Raw genomic sequence first — 16,112 nt, 5'->3', positions numbered from 1 at the left:
CTACCCTCACTTCAACTTAGGCTTTCCACGCGCCAAATACTTGTCTACCAGCTTTTCCTTGCTACTTTTTTCTTTCGTAGAAGAAACCTTAGCGGCTTTCGTATCTGGGCGCTTTCCCTTTTTCTTTTTACTTGTATCCTTCTCGCTTTTTTGTGCCGGTAATGGCTTCCACTTCCCGCTTGGTGCTTGAAAAACGATATTCACTTTCACAGATTCAAGATGGATAAATTGATACTCTTTCAGTGACAACGAGTATTCAATGTCAAATCCATCCCAATCATATGAAAAGTCACGTATGGTAGCAGCCGTGTTTATCTTGCTTCCGGTTACAATAAAACGTATCGGCCAGCCTGTGTTTTTCCATCGCTCAATGGTAGCCACAAATTCTTCCGGGGAAGGGAAGCCAACATAATCGCATAAACCTGGGTCATACATCTCCGGCCACAAGGAGGAAAAAGAGTATTCCTTTAGCTGTGATTCCCCGATAATGGTTGATTCGCCGACAGAAACCAGGTCAATATCATAATAGGTATGCCCCATTTTTACAGAGAGTTTTGGAGGGAGAACAGGCAATCGTAATTTCTCTGCATTGTTATTCCAAGACAGCCAGAATTCAAGATGTTTTTCTTTCAAACGTCCTCACCCCCGGTAGATCATTCAAGAATGACCGTTCCATGGCCGGCCATAATGTGCTGTAGCTTTTTCGCAATGATTTCCGCGATTTCATTCGCTGTTTTCTCCATGTCCATTTGTCCATCTGCTCCCTGAGTAGCAAGCTGTGGCAAATGAAACTGATTTGTCATCGTAATGTATACCGCACCTCCCCCCACCGCATTACTTCCTCCACCTGACGAAGTAGCGTTAGAAGGGACAAGAGAAGGCGAGAAAGAAGGCGTATACGTAGGTGCCCTATACGGTTCTTGGACAAATTCAGTGTTGATAGAAGAAAGTTGCGCCTTCGGAATATCAGGGATACCCGAAATAGCATAGTTCGGATGAAGTGCTACGTTCCCGAAAGCATCATTGAGAGCATCCGGTAATACATTGCTGGCATAGGCCACTCCTTCGGCCATCGTTTCTGGAATTGCCATACCGCTGTCTGTGAGACGCGAGAAAGGGCCTTTATCCGCGTCCGAGTGTGGTAGGAATTTATCCGCGATCGAAAATACTTTATTAATGGCCTCGCCCACTTTTCCAGCTACCGACATAATGCCATCAACGATCGTGGTAACGATTTTTTGCCCGCTGCTAAAAAGGCCGCTGATCCACCCGCTTAGCCAGGAACTGATCCCGGTAAATACGTTAATAAACGAAGTTTTGATATTTTGCCATATCGTTGATAGGAACGTGGCTAGTGCTTGAAAGGCTGTCATTGCCGTTGTCTTAATCGTTTCCCACGTGGTAGTAGCCGTCGTTACCATCCACTGTAACGCTGCCAGAGCCGTACTTTTAATGTACTCCCATGCTGATACTAAGAACGCCATAAGCGTTTGAAATGCCGCTATCGCTGTATCTTTAACCCATTGCCACCCAGCAGCCAACGCTTGTGTGACAACATTCCAGTTATCATAAAGCCACCATCCAGCAGCAATCAAAAGAAGAACAGCGGCAATGACAGCAAGCACAGGCCAGAGTGCAGATAGTGACGCGATTCCGAATCCACCCATCGCCACGCTCATGGCTCCAATTACGGTTTGTAACGCATAACCGATCGTAATTAAAAGTAAGAACGGGGTAGCGATTAAAAGAAGCACTCCAAGCAGCATAAAGAAAGAAACGACCACTTTTGTAAGAAATGGATGCTGTGCTGCAAAATCCCCCATTCCTTTGGCCATGTCTGCCAGCAATTTAGCTATTGGCTGCGCAATTTCTAAAACGGTATCCCCAATGGGTTGAATGGCTGTTTTTATTTCATTCGCCATCGCAATCCATTCATTTTTTGTCTTATCAATCGCTTCCTGTGACTTTCCGGCAAAATCATCAAGCGGCTTTGCGTTCATCATAGCCAATACAGCGTCGCGTCCTAAGTCCTCATATTGTGTGCCGAAGATATTACTCAACACATCATCCTGCAGCTTCTGGTCTTTAATCGAGGCAATACCAGCTGTAATTGCCATAATCGCACTTTCTGCTTCTTTTCCTCCAGCTTTAATCTGGTCAAGCATCTTGAATAGTTTATCTTCTCCAAAGATGCCTTCCAGAGCACCCAGCGCATTTTCATCCAACGCCTTATTCAATCGAATACCAAAACTTTCTTTAAATGCATCGCCCAATTTATCGAAATTGAAGGCACCTTTTTCCGCACCGGCTATAAACATACCCATCATCTTCTCCGCACTAATGCCGGCTTCTTTAAACTGTGGGCTGTATTCCCAGATGGTATCCAGCAAGTCATTTGCTTTGTCCCCGGTACGCTGGTAGGTAGCTGTAATCATATCCAATGCTTTTACACCATCGGTTCCCCATTGCATTTGCATGGCATTGGCCGCCTTTGCAATGCTTGCTTGATCCAAATCTCCCGCTGACATTTTCTCTAATGCCAGCGCCCCTTCTGCCGTCTTACGAATCTCCTCGTCCGTCCCTTTTAGCAATTGACGGAAACGGCTAAACGCTTCTGCAGCTTCTGTGGGTGTCTCTACTAAGCCAGACATGTATAGTTTTTTTACTGAGTCAGACATACTTATCATTTGCTGATCTGTAGCATCCACTTTCGCTTGTAACATATCCAGTGAATGACTCATTTCATAGCTTGAAGCAGCAGCTCCCGCAAGTCCTGCGGTGATGGCTAATCCGCCACCCAGTGCTGCACCTGCTAATGTTTCGGCCCCATCTGCTGCCTCTTCCATATCCGCGACAGAATCAGCCGCCTCATCGACGGCTTTCGCTGCTTCTTTCGCTGACGCTTCTAGTTCTCTCATTTTAGTAGAGCTAATGGAGGCAGCTTCCCGATCCACTTCATCTAATTCCCGTGCCAGTCTATCGGCTTCACGATAAGCATTGGTGGTTGCTTGTTCCAGTTGCTGCATAGCGGAATCATCCATGCTATTGAGCGCATCTTCTACATGATTGGCTGCATCTTCTACATCATCAAACGCATCAATTACATCTCCCAGGTATTTGAGGATGGAGGCAAGCTGCTTGGACATTTTCTCTTGAAATGAGAGTGTTGTTGTTACCGCCATGCTTATCGCCTCCTTCCTCTCCCAAAACGCCGCAGGTTTTGCGCTTTCTTCGCTTCTTCGTTTTTTCTCTCAATCTCCATAACCGTAGAAACGAGAATAAATTGCCTTTCTCGCTCTGGTAGAGACAAAATTTCCGACGGAAACTTCTTTTTTTCCTGCCAGATATAAGAATAGAGAGCCAACTCTGGGCTCTCTTTAATTAGTTTTTTACGTCTTCTTCCTCTTCTTCATCCGTACTGAAATCACTAATGGATTCGATTTTTTCATACAGCTCATTAATTTCACGCGGCGTAAATACACATGGTACCACATCGCAAGCTGCCACTTTATTATACTTAGCCAGCACCTGGGCAGAGTCCAGGTGGAAGTTTGTCCGCTCCTTATCGATGGCTGCAATAATGATTTCCGATTTTAGCTTCAACTCATCAAACTCTACCTTGCGCTCTGCGCTTTTCTTTCGACCCGTTACCGACATCTTCATCGCCGCTTTACGTGCCTTGAAGTAAATATCACCCGGAACCGAGCGAATCGGGATTATAACGTCTTTTCGCTCCCATTTCCATTCCGATTTTGTATCAACTTCCGTATTCATACCCAGAAATTCTTCCATCGTTAAAAACTGACTCATCACTTCATTCCCCTTTCTTTTTTACACAAACTCATAGTCATCCACGGTACCTTCCAGCGGTGTATCTTCATCAATTTCACCGTGTGCCCATTTAGCCAGTGTCAGAGAATCCGGAGAGAACCCGGTAACCGCAACTCCATATTTTCCAGCAACAGGATCATCCATCCGTCCCATGAAATTTACTTTTTTCTCCGGGTTCTCTGCAAGATAACGGATGAGCGCTTGTACATTGGCTGTTCTTTCGAAAGTGACCGACATCGTAACATCGGAAGCGGTAACTCGATTACTTCTACGCAGCTTACCCATCCGCTTACTTTGTGCTTTTTCAAACTCCTCTGTTAGTTCGAATTCGATTGCTTCTGTTAATTCATTCCCATTTTGGTCATAGAAATGACCATGGGTACCAGAATACGTTTCAGCCATGCTACATCACCTCATTTCGCTTTGTTGTAGGTGTAAATTTTCTCAAGTGCATCCTGGTGTCTAAAGCCAGCTACAAAGTGACCAGCCGAGCGTTTTGGAGTATATATAGCGTCCTGACCATAATATAGAGGGTCTTCCATATACTCGTAGTCAGGTGCAATAACTTCAATAGCGGCCAGCGGAGCAAACACCTTTTCTTTCATCATTTGACAAAAGGCGGCGCGGCGTGCAGGGCTGTTTGTATTTGGTTGTTTACGAATCCACTCTTTCCCCGCTTCTTCCTCGGCTAACAAGATGCTGTCAAACGTGTCAACCACACGAATCTTACCGAAATCACTGGACTGATCCGGCCCCGGAACAGTTAGAGTATTAACCGGCTCTTGGATGATGACTTTATCATTATCTTTGTTCAGCATCAGTGTCCCGGCTTCAATTAAATCAATTAAATCCGTATCCTGATCCCACTCAACGGTTACTTCATCAAAGTTAGTAATATATAGCGCCATTGTGTAATTAAGCGGCATAGCGGCAGCAAGAGAAGCGATATAAACAGCAACTTTGGAACTTGAGTATGTTTTTCCCCTCCATTTAACCCCGCTTCCTACGTTAATAACGGCCATATGATTCGCATCTTTTGAAGCTTGGATAATATCGGCTTTGTTTTTATCCCGGTTTGCATCACCACCAAAGACGAATTTAATGTAGTTCCCTTTATACCGCTGTTCATCTGTCCAATCCTGAGCTGCCGCATTTAATGCCGCATCTGCAACCCCGAGTGTAAAAACGCCATATTCCCCTTTTTTTGTAATGAGTTTGTCCAAGTAATCAGTATACTTGGTAGCCTCAACGCTCTTTCCGCTGTCCCCATCTGCTAGGTTTGTACCAGCGTTCGGGATAGGGAGTTCATCGGATATTTTAGTTAAAGTCACATATTCACTTCCGGCAAATGCAGCTACAAGCTCAGCATTTGTAGCACCTGTTTGGCTTTCTACCAGTTCGGCATCGAGATAAATTAAGATATCAATCAAAGCAGCATCCATAAGGTTCGGCTGCACAGCTACTTTGAGACGGTTGCCAAACTCTCCTTCATATTTAGCTTCAACTCGAATACAATCTCCGCTTGGACCAACAAGAATCAGGAAGGCTTTTTTTGCACTTGCTCCCGCTAGTCGATAAAGCAATACCTGTGTCGGACGGATAGAAATGGAAGAAGGTCGAATGGAGTCCGCCCAAATTAAGTCAAAGTCTTCTACTTCACCAAAAATATTTACAGCGGCTTGTTTATTTCGTACCCGAACAAATTCACCAATTGGCCCCCAATCGGCTACTATAGGCAATGCAAGTTTTCCGCGTAGTCCTGGGGTGGTTTGCTCCTCTATGAATGATTTGAGAAAAGAATATGCTCCAGAGAGCACCTTTTCCTCACCCGGTTGATAAATGCCCGCCATCTACTTCACCGTCCTTTCTTTAAATTTGTTTACGAGCTCTTGCGCCTCTTCAAGTGTCATTTCCTCTGGTGCATTAAAAAAGGCAGCAATCGCTTGTGTCCGTGTTAATCCGAACTTTTGCTCTGCCACCTTCATAAACTCTTCCTTTTTATGCTTAAAAGCCGTAGCTTCTTGCTTCTTTTCTCTTTTTGTCGTCACTCTATTGTCCCCCCCTTACGTAATACAGGATCATATCTACTGTAAAACTCTAATAACGGATCATACTCAATCGGGGTATACGGAATATATACCATGCATTTCAGTTCCATCGTCTGGTCTAAGCCATCCGGTTTCCCAAACGTTGGTCGGCATTCCCTTAAATAGCCGACTTGTTGACGTTCCTCATTAAATAGCGGTAAAACCCAACCTCGATCAGCTAAATCCTGTCGTACAGCTCTTACCACACTTTTTAATTGCACCGCATCCTTTGCCAGCAAAATTATATTCAGTGTGACTTTCTCCCGATAAGCATCAGGCCGGCAGGGTTCCGGTAGACGAATCGGCTCTTCCGCAAACCACATCGGCCGTTCAAAATCCTTTGGAATAGCGAGAGACTCCGTTGGTATCCCAGTTACTTTATACAACCAGTGGCGAATGGATAATGTATCATCACCCATCCTGGAACAACCTCCTTGCCAAATCTTCCAGCTCCTCATAAGCCAGATCATCAAGAACCGCCTCGATTTCGGCCAGCGAGCGAGCCAGATAACGAACCCCAGGGATACGCTGTCCAGTGAGAATGATGCCATAATCGGTTAGATTCGGATGATTGCCCTTCTTCCGCTCTTGCAGGAATTTTTTATACGCATTCGGATCATATCGAAATTCTCCACCTTTCCAGTACCCCGGCACAAACTGGCCTTTTCGCTGGGTAAACCCTTCCTCCACGTATCGGGCATATTCTACATTCGTACCCACGGTAATATCAGCATGACTCCCTTTCATGGAGAACTCAAAAACATTATCAGAACGGCCAACGGAAAGAGACCGACGCAGAACACCATCGCGCACCGGAACTCGATCCTGTGCCCCTCTTAGCACCCCATATCCAGCCGTTCTAGCTAGACGGCTCACAGCCTCTTTTACTTCATCTGCTGAGTTCTCCTTCAAGTGACGATATAGGCGTTCTAACTCTCTCTTATCGACTTTAGCCATTAGATTTCATCTTCCCCACCGGTTACAGCGTCAATTAAGCGAATAACGACCTCATAATGATGCAGGCTTTCCGCGCCATAAACCGGCACTGGCTTTCCTACTTCATAGAGGTCATCTGCAAACTCCGGCTGTTCAATTTTGACTCGCATCCCCGGCTTTAAACCAGCATACAGGGTATGCAAAAGGAAATCCTGTGCACTCACTTGCCTGCCGGTTAGCTGCTGTATCTGCGCCGGAGAGCCGCCAACGCGACAGGGGATATGCTGTGCGATAGGGACCCACTCACGACTTTCTGACTTACCGCCAGTAAAGGCGTCTTCTGCTGCTCCCTGTAAATCATATACCGTCATAGAATGGCACAGCAGGCGTTCATAGTTATTTAGATCAGCCATAGTTTTTGCTTCACCGCCACTTCCTCGGGAGTTTTCATTCCGTATTTGCGTAGAATCCCTAAGATTTGCTCGCTAAAATCCACATCAGCGTACGTTTCTGAATACGTTCCTTGTGTTGTACTTTTAAGTGTTTTTGCGTCGGCCCCATTTTTTGCAATCATCGCTGTAGCCAGCTTCAAATCATCGGGAACCGGCTCAGGCACTACCACCTGACCCGCGACATAAACATTTGCCCGCAGAACAGCCCCGTTAACCTTCGTTTCTGGCCAGGATGCACACTCCGGATAAAACCCGAGAAATTCCTCACTTGTCAGAATCGCCATCGGCATTCACCGGTTCTCTTTCGAGCTTGTATCCGAGCGCTGCATAAATGACCTCAAACGCTTTTCGGGTAACCTGCAACTTCTCTTTTCCCTTCACAATCGAAACGATATCATTGGGCTTCATGCCTCTCTTCTCCTTTCTGGGTATCTATCTTATGATGCTACGTACCCAATAGGTCGCAGCACACCAAAGGCACTCTCTTTTACGACCAAGAACGCCACCTGGAACGTTGCTTTTAAACCAACCATATCCTGCTCAGCAAGAGAGAGTGGCTTACCATCTTCTCCCAGCGTGTTCTGCAGCGTCGCTTCTTTCAGAATTTCATATTCGATATTCTGCAAGATACCGATACGTGACTTTTTGTAGTCACCCGCAATCAAATCTGCTTTTGCTTTATCCCAGGCACCGTTACGGCTGTATTCGATCGGCAAGGAGTATAAAGAGTCCTCCGTTACACCGTCCCGGATGCTGGACAAGTAAAGGGGGTCTCCATTAGAGTTTTTCAGCCCACGCAGAGATGCTTTGAGTCCGAAATGAGCCGTAAACGCGCGCGGTTCCTGGTCGCTGGCTTCCACTAACGCCATTACGCTGTTTACATCATCGGCAAGGTTTTGACCAGCTACCGAGCCACGAGTAAATTCATTTCCTGCGTTTACTGCTGCGGATAAAATGTTTGTCGCAAACGGAGAGTCCGTTCCCATCAGGGCCGCTGCATCCAGTTTGGTATAAAATGCTTCTGCAATGTGTGGCTTTAACTCTTCAAATACATCGATTTTCGCACGGTTCAGCGCTTCTTTTGTCATTGGGATAATGACAGCCAGCTTTTTAGCCGTAAGCGTTACCTGCGCCCAGGTTGGCTTGCTGGTGCTAATACGCTCACCTTCACCCACCCAGTAAGCGCCCGGACCATCGAGCAACACCGGGATTTTCTTTGTGGCCGTTGTCATTGGTTCTAGCTGTGCCAGCTTCATAATGGAAGAACCACGAATAACATCTTTGATGATTTCATTCGACGTTTCTTCCGGAATAAGACCCGTCAATTCGTTACTTAATTGCGCTCCAGTACCATTAAAACGCTGCAGATTCATTTTTATTTTTAATTTATACATAACCGTTATCCTCCTTAAATTCGCTGCATTTTGCGCAGGTCTGAAATATTAGGGATGCTTGTTTTTGTATTGCTCGGCGGCTTCTGTTCTGGCGTTTGACCTGTAGGCTTTCCATCCGCCTTCAACCAAGGTTTAGCTGCAACCAAATCACTGACATGCTTATCGATGTTTTTGATTTTTCCGCCATCTGTTACTTCTACTTTCGACAGGTCAGCCAGGCGAATCGCATCGGACAGTTTTTCCGGGTCAATCCCCTGTTTAATGGCTTCCAGAATAAATGCATTCTCCACCCGTAGGGACTGGATTGTGCTGTTTGCTGTTTTTAGTTCCGCATCCCGCTCTGCAAGCTTGGTTTCTGCTGTTTTATTGGCTTCCTCCTTTTGTTTATGGGCCTCGATAATTCCCTTCAAATCTTCTGCTTTCTCAATGCCTAACGACTTCAAATAATCGGTGACAGCGCCCTGCAAAGCTTTGTCATAGTCCTCTTGCGTCTGGAAAGACACTGCAGGTTGCTTATTTTCACTGCCTTGGCCTCCATTGTTTTGACCACCTGCAGCTGCTTCGCCCTTACCACCTCCGTTACTACCAGTTCCGGCACCTCCGTCTCCGCCTTGGCCTCCACTTCCTCCCTCACCCCCTTCGCTGAATCTTTGAATGTTAAACATCCAGAATTTCTTCATCTTTTCTTTCTCCTTTCTTCTCAGTAACTTTTAATGAAACATGCTCAGGGTACTGCTCAGCGATTGCTTGCAGTCCAAGCAAAGCGGTTTGCATTATCGCAGAAACAGCAGCGCAAACAATGTCTTTGCCATGTTCTGCGTAATTGGCGTGGCCCACTGCCTCTACTTTCATTTGACCGTTAGCCATTTCCGCTGTGATATGAATCAATCCACATCTCCCTTTCAAGACAATAAAAAAACACCCTTGAAGTCGGATGTTTAATTATGCGGCTATTCCTTTTTCTTCTGCCCATTGTTCAAAGGTTCTAGCTTTCGTGTACCCTCGTTCCTTCCCGAGTTTATACGCACGTTCACGTTCAAGACTTTCAAGCACTTTCGATTTCATCACTGGCCGCCAGTACGAGCGACAATTCGGGTGATTGGGGATTCGCTCACCCTCTCTTCCCGGATTCGTCGGGGTATCATAATCTAGCGGAAACCTTTTTCCATCGGCTTTGCGGCACACCTTAGAGGTTTTGGTATCCAGTGTAGCGCAAAACTCTTTTGCTTCGATAATGTCGCTGTTCGCCTGGTATGCCAAACTTTGTCCTTGTGCTGCAGCTCGGTTCAATTCAGTGCGTGCCAGCCGGACTGCATTTGACCAGCTTTCCGTTGTGCGAATCATAATTTCCTTTGACGTGCGTGTAACGCCCCACCCTTGCACAGAAGCACGGGTAATGACATCCTCAATAGCAGCAGCCAAAAGGTCGGTTCTGAGCCTGATTCTTTTGGAAAAATGCCGCCCTTCCCACTTATGCTCAACCGCTGCCAATATCATCGGACCGTTTAGCATCGGTACGTTTACCGAAACGCCAAAGTCCTCCTCTATAAAGTAGAGGTGATGATATAAACTTCGCTTGTACTCTTCCCCCCATACGGCTCGTAATTGCGCTTCTTCCTGCGCACCAAGGTCGAACAGAAGCTTTTGTATGATCTGCATGATTTGTTCAAGCTGAATGGCGCTGTATAGGAAAGAAGGATATTCCTCATTTGTTTCAGCATGCTTTGCGTACAGCATGGCCACTTCCTTAATGATGCTATTGGTTACACTGCCGAAAAGTTTTTTCAGATGATTCGCGTATTTAGCAATGCGCTTCTCTAAATCAATCTGATACTGCTCTTCTCGGCTCATGCCGCATCACCCGGTGAGCCATTCTCGTCCTCATCCTCTTCATTATCCACGGCCAGCGGGTCCATTAAGGCTATACGCCTTTGCGCTTCTTCTTCCTGCTCGGCAAGTAATTTCTTACGTGACGCTTGTGGATCATCAACAAACGGCAGCAATGCCAAGCGCTCTTCATGCGATAGCTCGCCTATTAACTTCGTGACGATATCGACCATCTCTACAATATTGACCGGCATATTCTTGCTGAATTTAATATCAATGTCCTGATAGTTCCACTGCTTCCTATACTTCATATTCAACATACCTGTAAGTATACGCAGTCGATTTCGCAGTCCCTTGCCATACTGCCGCATTTTAATTCCGGCTTTAATATCTGCATGATAGAAGATGAGTTTTAATGCAATGCCAGATGGAGCATTTCCTACCTGATCCGGGCGAAGGTGCGGCGTACCGGATTGGTCAAGCAAAGACTCTATCAGGCGATTAATGGTGTTTTCCTCATGTTGATCCTGCAAATCCCATGTGATCGGTACCGCTTTGCTACCTACAAGAACATGAGAAGTCCAAAACATCTTTGCGAGATATTGCCTCTTTCTCTCTACGTCAGTAATCAGATTGCCCTCTTCGTCATAGAGAATCAACTCATCCAAATCAAGATCTTCAAACATGATTTTGGGGTTCTTAAAATATTCCTGTACATTGACCTTTCCGGTAATGGCTTTGTTAATCGCATCAAACAGGTTCTTTAAATCAGCAAGGTCACCCATTCCCTCAATCATGCCGTCATCCCGCGCCGCCTGATGCTTACGTGGTCGATTCACATAATGCGTCCAGGGAACAACCGGTTTGGGCTTCATCTTTCCATCCTGATCCGTCACGAGCACTGTAATCTTATGAAGATAAGGATTATCCGGGCGGGAAGTATCCAGCACAAGGGATTCTCCCTCCTGCTTTAAATAACTAATTTCATGCTCATCATATACTTCGACACGGAGCTCGTTTCGTTTGGCCGCATCATTCCATACGTGATAGTAGCGAATGACCGCAATCAGCTTGGCTTTTACCGTTGTATCATAAACAGCTATGCATTCGTCTGCCGTAAACGGAGTCATACAAATCTGGCCATCTTCATCAAAATAATAGTATTCGAACACTTCACCATCGATGGAACCATTTTCAATGAGTTCGTACGTACTGCTTTCTTCATCATTATCAACGAATATCGCCTGTAGCTTTTCAACAAACTCATCCAGCCCTTCTTTTTCCACGTTTGGCGCATAGCGAATCGGATTGCTGGCAATATAAGACGTACTAAAATCGATAATTTTCCGTGCGAAGTTCACAACAATGCGGTTATTTGGCTTCCCTCTCTCTTCTGGCTGCTTCAGGATGTCATGCTCGCCGTCTACATACTTCCGCATAACGGAGTAATCCCGTGTTTGATGCTTTCGAATTACATCGAGCACCCATTTCCATGTGTTATTTTCTTTGTTTTCCTGATAAAACTGCTCAATCAGCATCGTTTGCATGGCTTTTCACCCCCTCTATGCAGCAATCTTCCACGGAATCATGTTAAATCGCTTAACCAACAACTGATGGAATGTTTTACTGTTCCATACAAGGTAACGCAGTGCGTCCATTGCATGGTCATCCCCCTCAGGGATTTCCGCCTTGTCCCCTGTCGCATCTTCCGGATAGCGATAGTTGGTAAGCTCCTGCAAAAATTCTTTTAGATGGTCGCTGATAAAGATGTTTGGTCGGCCGTTATCGGACTTTACCGGGAACAGCGAAGCAACGGCACGCAACCCCTCTTTCAAATGCTTCTGTGCCGCTTTAGCCGGCAATCCATTGGTCACATAAGTTTTTATATTGCTTGGGTTCTCAGAGTCACACCAAAAACGAGAAATGCGCCATTTCTTCATCAACTTTTTATCCTGTTCAACCCAGCAATCAGACGAACCAGGAATTAAAATCTCCATTCCCGGTTTATAAATCGCATCGACAATCCAAAGCTCGCCGTTTGCGGTCATGGCACCCACAATGGTCGTGCCAGGATTAGAGAAGCCCCAGTCCTTCCCGGCTTCAATGTGGACGAAATCACCATTTTTAAATTTCTCTTCACATAGCTGACGCGGAACCACATGAATAGAGCGATTAAACTCCTCGAAAACCTGTCCAAAAAACACATCAAACCGGGCATAAATCTCCCGATCCACGTATCGCTTTGGCATGGTTTCAATCATGCGCTGAATATTCTTCTGTAATTCTGGCAGCGGATTATCTTTACTCGTCCAGTAGAAGTTTTTCCATTCCGGATCATTGCGGTAATCGCCTGGTTCGCCGCCAGCATCCGTATACTGTCCGTTGAGCACCACATCCTCATAAAACCAGTTCATGCCCTCCGGCGTGGTTGTCCATATTGTCCATCCACCTTTATCGGCCAGTGCGTATGATAAATATCCGGACCAGGTTTCCTCCTTCATCTTACTGGCCTCGTCCAACCAGGCACCGTCCAGCCCTTTACCTACAAGTGTTTTAGGATTGTCAGCTGACTTAAACTGAATGAGGATATATCCTTTCAACCATACCCGGTTCTTGGATAAGTCCCAGCTTTCAATCATTTCTTCCGGGATCACACAGGATAATTCCTCTTGCTGAATCTCCGACATGGAATAGGTCGGTGCCACACACCAGTATTCCAGGCGTGGCTTCGGCTTTTTCATCAGCTTTAAATTCTTCGGCGGCTTGTAAGGCAGACCTTTTCCTTTTTCGATATCCTCCAGAATACGGTCAAAGAACTTACGCGCCCCTACATTCGTTTTTCCACCACGGCGGCCGCAATTTAGCACAAGGTTCCTGACGTTAGATTCCATAACTTCAATCTGCTTGGCATGCGGTGTCCAATCGGCAAAAGGATTAACTTCCAGAATGATCATCTGTCCACCTCCGCACAACAATCTGTGTAGGCTGCTCATCTTGGTCTGATTTCTTCAAGAGATGGAGTTTTTCTTTTTCTATTGCTAGTCTTTCATCGACAATGCCCCGCTTATAGTCTGCTTCCAGCATCTCATGCTTCTGCTTAATTGCTTTAAGCAGCTTATCAGTGACGCGGGTGAGTGCTTCTTCAATGTTTAAAATATCGTCGATGGCACGGAACTCCGTTTCCTCAATCTCTGTAGTGACCAATTCCTCACGCTGCACCGGAACCACTTTCGTCTGGCCAGTCTTTTCATCGTGCACAGTGACTGCATCCTTCACTTTGCGTAGCTCCTGCAGAACACGCCGCTGTTTCTCTGTCAGACCGTTCTCCTTTTGCTTAATGCGCTGCATCATTCTGTGCTCACGCCAGGATAGCTCGCGGATTTTTAAGTCGATTTGAACAAGCGGATCCGTAGGAATGGCAGCGAACCGTTCCTTTTCTTCGTCATCAAGTAAATCCAACATTAAGGATTCGTACTCGCCAGTGGTTACGGCATTTTTATTTCCTGGCGGTGCGCCACCGCCACTGTTTCCTGCAGCCCGTTTGTTCCCCGGTGGAGCGCCACCATTATTCCCTATTGCGTTTTTATTTCCAGGTGGGGCTCCTTTCCTTTTGGAACGTTTCGTATTTTTTAGAGCGTTCCGTTTTTCTGATTGGAACGTTCCATTTAATCTTTCTTCCCAGTTATCTTTGTTCTTCCATCCTCGGACCGTTCCATCAGCTACGCCTAAAGCAGCGGCAATATCCTTTAAACTTAACGTTCCGCCACTCTCTTTCCACATTTCAAACGCTTTTCTGCGATTTGGATTTCTTTCTCGTCCCACTACATTCCACCCACCTCCATAATCTGGTTTGAGTTGAGTTTGTTTTTATAAGTCATCTCGCTGCAGCTCCAAATCGATTTCAATCAACTTCTTCAAATCATCCACCGTTTTAATTTCAATCCTGCCTTCCTGGAAATCTTTCACCCATCGTGCAATGCCAGCATGGATGATTTTCCGGTACTTTGACTTCGACTCTATGATGCTTTCCATAATCTCGACTTCGTGCTGCAGAAGTAGGTTTGCATCCTCATCAGAATAAGAACGTTCGTTTGCATTTTTCATTGAATATACCCCCGTGTTCCATGTAAAATGGAAACAGGATAGCAGCTTTCCCTTCCGTGGCCACGGTGTTCTGCTATCCTTCGTCGGGGGTACCCGGCAGCTTGTCAGGAGGGCGTTCGCAGCGTCCTCCTTTTGCTTTTCTACTGTTATGCCGCTTCATCGATGCGAGAAACGAGTACCGGCTCAATACCGGTTGCTTCGTAGAATCGCTGCTTAATCACATCACAAAATACCAGGTCCAGTTCAAGCGTCCGGCATTCACGTCCCATCTGTTCGCATGTCATAAGCGTCGAACCACTGCCACCGAAGAAGTCGACAACAATATCCCCTTTCTTGCTGCTGTTGCCAATCGGAATCGCTAACAAATCCAACGGCTTCTGTGTCGGATGAACATATTTCGTCACATCGCCACGCGACACTTCCCATACGGTTTCCGGTTCCGGAATCTCAACCGGTAGCCCGGCCTTCCATACCGTCGTTTGCTTCCGGTCCCCATACCAGGCTGGCGCTTTCCCTTTGATGTGCGCATAAAATACCGGCTCGTGCTTATATCGGTACTGCGCCCAACCAAAGGTCGGTGCGTTCTTCACCCAAATACACTGTGAACGTGTCACAATTCCAGCGGCATTCATCGCGTTCTCAAACTCTCGCTGATAGGAAGATGGATGAAAAATATAAATCGCCGCGTTCGGCTTCATAATCGCGGCGTAGTTCGTAAATATTTGATTTAAAAACACGACAAAATCTTCATCGGACATGTCGTCATTTAAAATCGACTCCCGACCATCTGCAGCCAGGCGTTCTGAATCACTTTCCACAGCCACGTTATACGGCGGGTCCGTGACAACCAGGTTCGCTTTCTTCCCCTGCATAAGCCGCTGCACATCTTCTAAACGTGTAGCATCGCCACAGACAAGCAAATGTCTTCCTAATCGCCATATATCCCCATACCTTGTTTCCGGCTCTTTGATCGCATCCAACGCAGCCTGTACATCATATTCATCGTCGACAACCGGCTCATCCGGTTCTGTATCGGCCGGTAAAGTAGAAAGCAGCTCGTCCAGAGCCTCTTTATCGAAACCAGTCAGCTCAATGCCAATTTCACTCTCAGCCAATTCCTGCAGCAAGATCGCCAGCTTCTCTTCATCCCATCGTCCACTGATTTTATTCAGCGCGATGTTCAGCGCCTTCTCGCGTGCTTCGTCCAGGTTAACCACAGATACTTCGATTTCTGTATAGCCTTGTTCCAGTAGAATTTTAAAGCGCTGGTGGCCACCGACCAGATTGCCGGTGCGCTCGTTCCAAACCAGCGGCTCGACATAGCCGAATTCTGTGATGGAACGCTTCAGCTTCTCGTATTCCGGATCTCTAGGCTGTAAATCCACACGCGGGTTGTACGGCGCTGGGTTGATGCTAGCAATCGATACTTTTCTTATTTCCATATCTATCACTCACCTCTGTTTTAAAGTAAAAGAAAAAGC

20 protein-coding genes are annotated in these 16,112 nt (G+C 46.3%); all 20 read right to left on the bottom strand.

Translation table 11 applies throughout. The features are described from left to right. Positions 1–6: 6 nt before the first annotated feature. Positions 7–633, bottom strand: coding sequence for a cupin domain-containing protein (locus ACH33_RS07870; protein ID WP_057898517.1), 627 nt, complete (start codon positions 631–633; stop codon positions 7–9). A gap of 20 nt (positions 634–653) precedes the next feature. Then, the gene (locus ACH33_RS07865; RefSeq protein ID WP_057898516.1) at positions 654–3,182 is read right to left on the bottom strand and encodes a phage tail tape measure protein; all 2,529 of its coding nucleotides are present in this window, start codon (positions 3,180–3,182) and stop codon (positions 654–656) included. A gap of 199 nt (positions 3,183–3,381) precedes the next feature. Further along, on the bottom strand, positions 3,382–3,810 hold the full coding sequence (locus tag ACH33_RS07855; RefSeq protein ID WP_057898514.1) for a phage tail assembly chaperone: 429 nt from the start codon (positions 3,808–3,810) through the stop codon (positions 3,382–3,384). A gap of 21 nt (positions 3,811–3,831) precedes the next feature. Next, positions 3,832–4,233: a phage tail tube protein gene (locus tag ACH33_RS07850; RefSeq protein WP_057898513.1), complete on the bottom strand. Its 402-nt coding sequence runs from the start codon at positions 4,231–4,233 to the stop codon at positions 3,832–3,834. 11 nt (positions 4,234–4,244) lie between these two features. Next, the gene (locus tag ACH33_RS07845) at positions 4,245–5,681 is read right to left on the bottom strand and encodes a phage tail sheath N-terminal beta-sandwich domain-containing protein (RefSeq protein WP_057898512.1); all 1,437 of its coding nucleotides are present in this window, start codon (positions 5,679–5,681) and stop codon (positions 4,245–4,247) included. Then, positions 5,682–5,879 (bottom strand): YqzN/YkzM domain-containing protein, encoded by a 198-nt coding sequence (locus tag ACH33_RS07840; protein ID WP_057898511.1) that lies wholly within the window; start codon positions 5,877–5,879, stop codon positions 5,682–5,684. Continuing rightward, positions 5,876–6,337, bottom strand: a complete 462-nt coding sequence (locus ACH33_RS07835) for a hypothetical protein (RefSeq protein WP_057898510.1) — start codon at positions 6,335–6,337, stop codon at positions 5,876–5,878. Before ACH33_RS07835 ends, ACH33_RS07840 begins: the two co-directional genes overlap by 4 nt. Next, positions 6,330–6,875: an HK97 gp10 family phage protein gene (locus ACH33_RS07830; RefSeq protein ID WP_057898509.1), complete on the bottom strand. Its 546-nt coding sequence runs from the start codon at positions 6,873–6,875 to the stop codon at positions 6,330–6,332. Before ACH33_RS07830 ends, ACH33_RS07835 begins: the two co-directional genes overlap by 8 nt. Then, positions 6,875–7,267 (bottom strand): hypothetical protein, encoded by a 393-nt coding sequence (locus ACH33_RS07825; protein WP_057898508.1) that lies wholly within the window; start codon positions 7,265–7,267, stop codon positions 6,875–6,877. Before ACH33_RS07825 ends, ACH33_RS07830 begins: the two co-directional genes overlap by 1 nt. Then, positions 7,255–7,596, bottom strand: a complete 342-nt coding sequence (locus ACH33_RS07820; protein ID WP_236781986.1) for a DNA-packaging protein — start codon at positions 7,594–7,596, stop codon at positions 7,255–7,257. The genes ACH33_RS07825 and ACH33_RS07820 overlap by 13 nt, the downstream gene beginning before the upstream one ends. Beyond that, positions 7,571–7,714, bottom strand: a complete 144-nt coding sequence (locus ACH33_RS19835) for a hypothetical protein (protein WP_204244859.1) — start codon at positions 7,712–7,714, stop codon at positions 7,571–7,573. The genes ACH33_RS07820 and ACH33_RS19835 overlap by 26 nt, the downstream gene beginning before the upstream one ends. Positions 7,715–7,743: 29 nt before the next feature. Then, positions 7,744–8,700: a phage major capsid protein gene (locus ACH33_RS07815; RefSeq protein WP_057898507.1), complete on the bottom strand. Its 957-nt coding sequence runs from the start codon at positions 8,698–8,700 to the stop codon at positions 7,744–7,746. 14 nt (positions 8,701–8,714) lie between these two features. Then, positions 8,715–9,380, bottom strand: a complete 666-nt coding sequence (locus ACH33_RS07810; RefSeq protein WP_057898506.1) for a hypothetical protein — start codon at positions 9,378–9,380, stop codon at positions 8,715–8,717. Next, entirely contained in the window at positions 9,358–9,588 is a 231-nt protein-coding gene (locus tag ACH33_RS07805; RefSeq protein WP_057898505.1) for a ribosomal-processing cysteine protease Prp, read from the bottom strand. The genes ACH33_RS07810 and ACH33_RS07805 overlap by 23 nt, the downstream gene beginning before the upstream one ends. A gap of 54 nt (positions 9,589–9,642) precedes the next feature. After that, positions 9,643–10,551 carry a minor capsid protein gene (locus ACH33_RS07800; RefSeq protein WP_057898504.1) on the bottom strand — a complete coding sequence of 303 codons (909 nt, stop codon included), beginning with the start codon at positions 10,549–10,551 and terminating at the stop codon, positions 9,643–9,645. Beyond that, complete coding sequence (locus ACH33_RS07795; RefSeq protein ID WP_057898503.1) at positions 10,548–12,074, bottom strand: phage portal protein; 1,527 nt, start codon at positions 12,072–12,074, stop codon at positions 10,548–10,550. Before ACH33_RS07795 ends, ACH33_RS07800 begins: the two co-directional genes overlap by 4 nt. Positions 12,075–12,089: 15 nt before the next feature. Then, positions 12,090–13,481, bottom strand: a complete 1,392-nt coding sequence (locus ACH33_RS07790; protein WP_057898502.1) for a terminase large subunit domain-containing protein — start codon at positions 13,479–13,481, stop codon at positions 12,090–12,092. Further along, on the bottom strand, positions 13,462–14,349 hold the full coding sequence (gene terS / locus ACH33_RS07785) for a phage terminase small subunit (protein ID WP_057898501.1): 888 nt from the start codon (positions 14,347–14,349) through the stop codon (positions 13,462–13,464). Before terS ends, ACH33_RS07790 begins: the two co-directional genes overlap by 20 nt. 45 nt (positions 14,350–14,394) lie before the next feature. Then, entirely contained in the window at positions 14,395–14,631 is a 237-nt protein-coding gene (locus tag ACH33_RS07780) for a hypothetical protein (RefSeq protein WP_057898500.1), read from the bottom strand. 146 nt (positions 14,632–14,777) lie between these two features. Continuing rightward, positions 14,778–16,073 (bottom strand): site-specific DNA-methyltransferase, encoded by a 1,296-nt coding sequence (locus ACH33_RS07775; protein ID WP_057898499.1) that lies wholly within the window; start codon positions 16,071–16,073, stop codon positions 14,778–14,780. Positions 16,074–16,112 lie beyond the last annotated feature (39 nt).

This window comes from Aneurinibacillus sp. XH2, assembly GCF_001439585.2.
GTDB lineage: Bacteria > Bacillota > Bacilli > Aneurinibacillales > Aneurinibacillaceae > Aneurinibacillus > Aneurinibacillus thermoaerophilus.
This window is presented reverse-complemented; position numbering and strand designations above follow the sequence as displayed.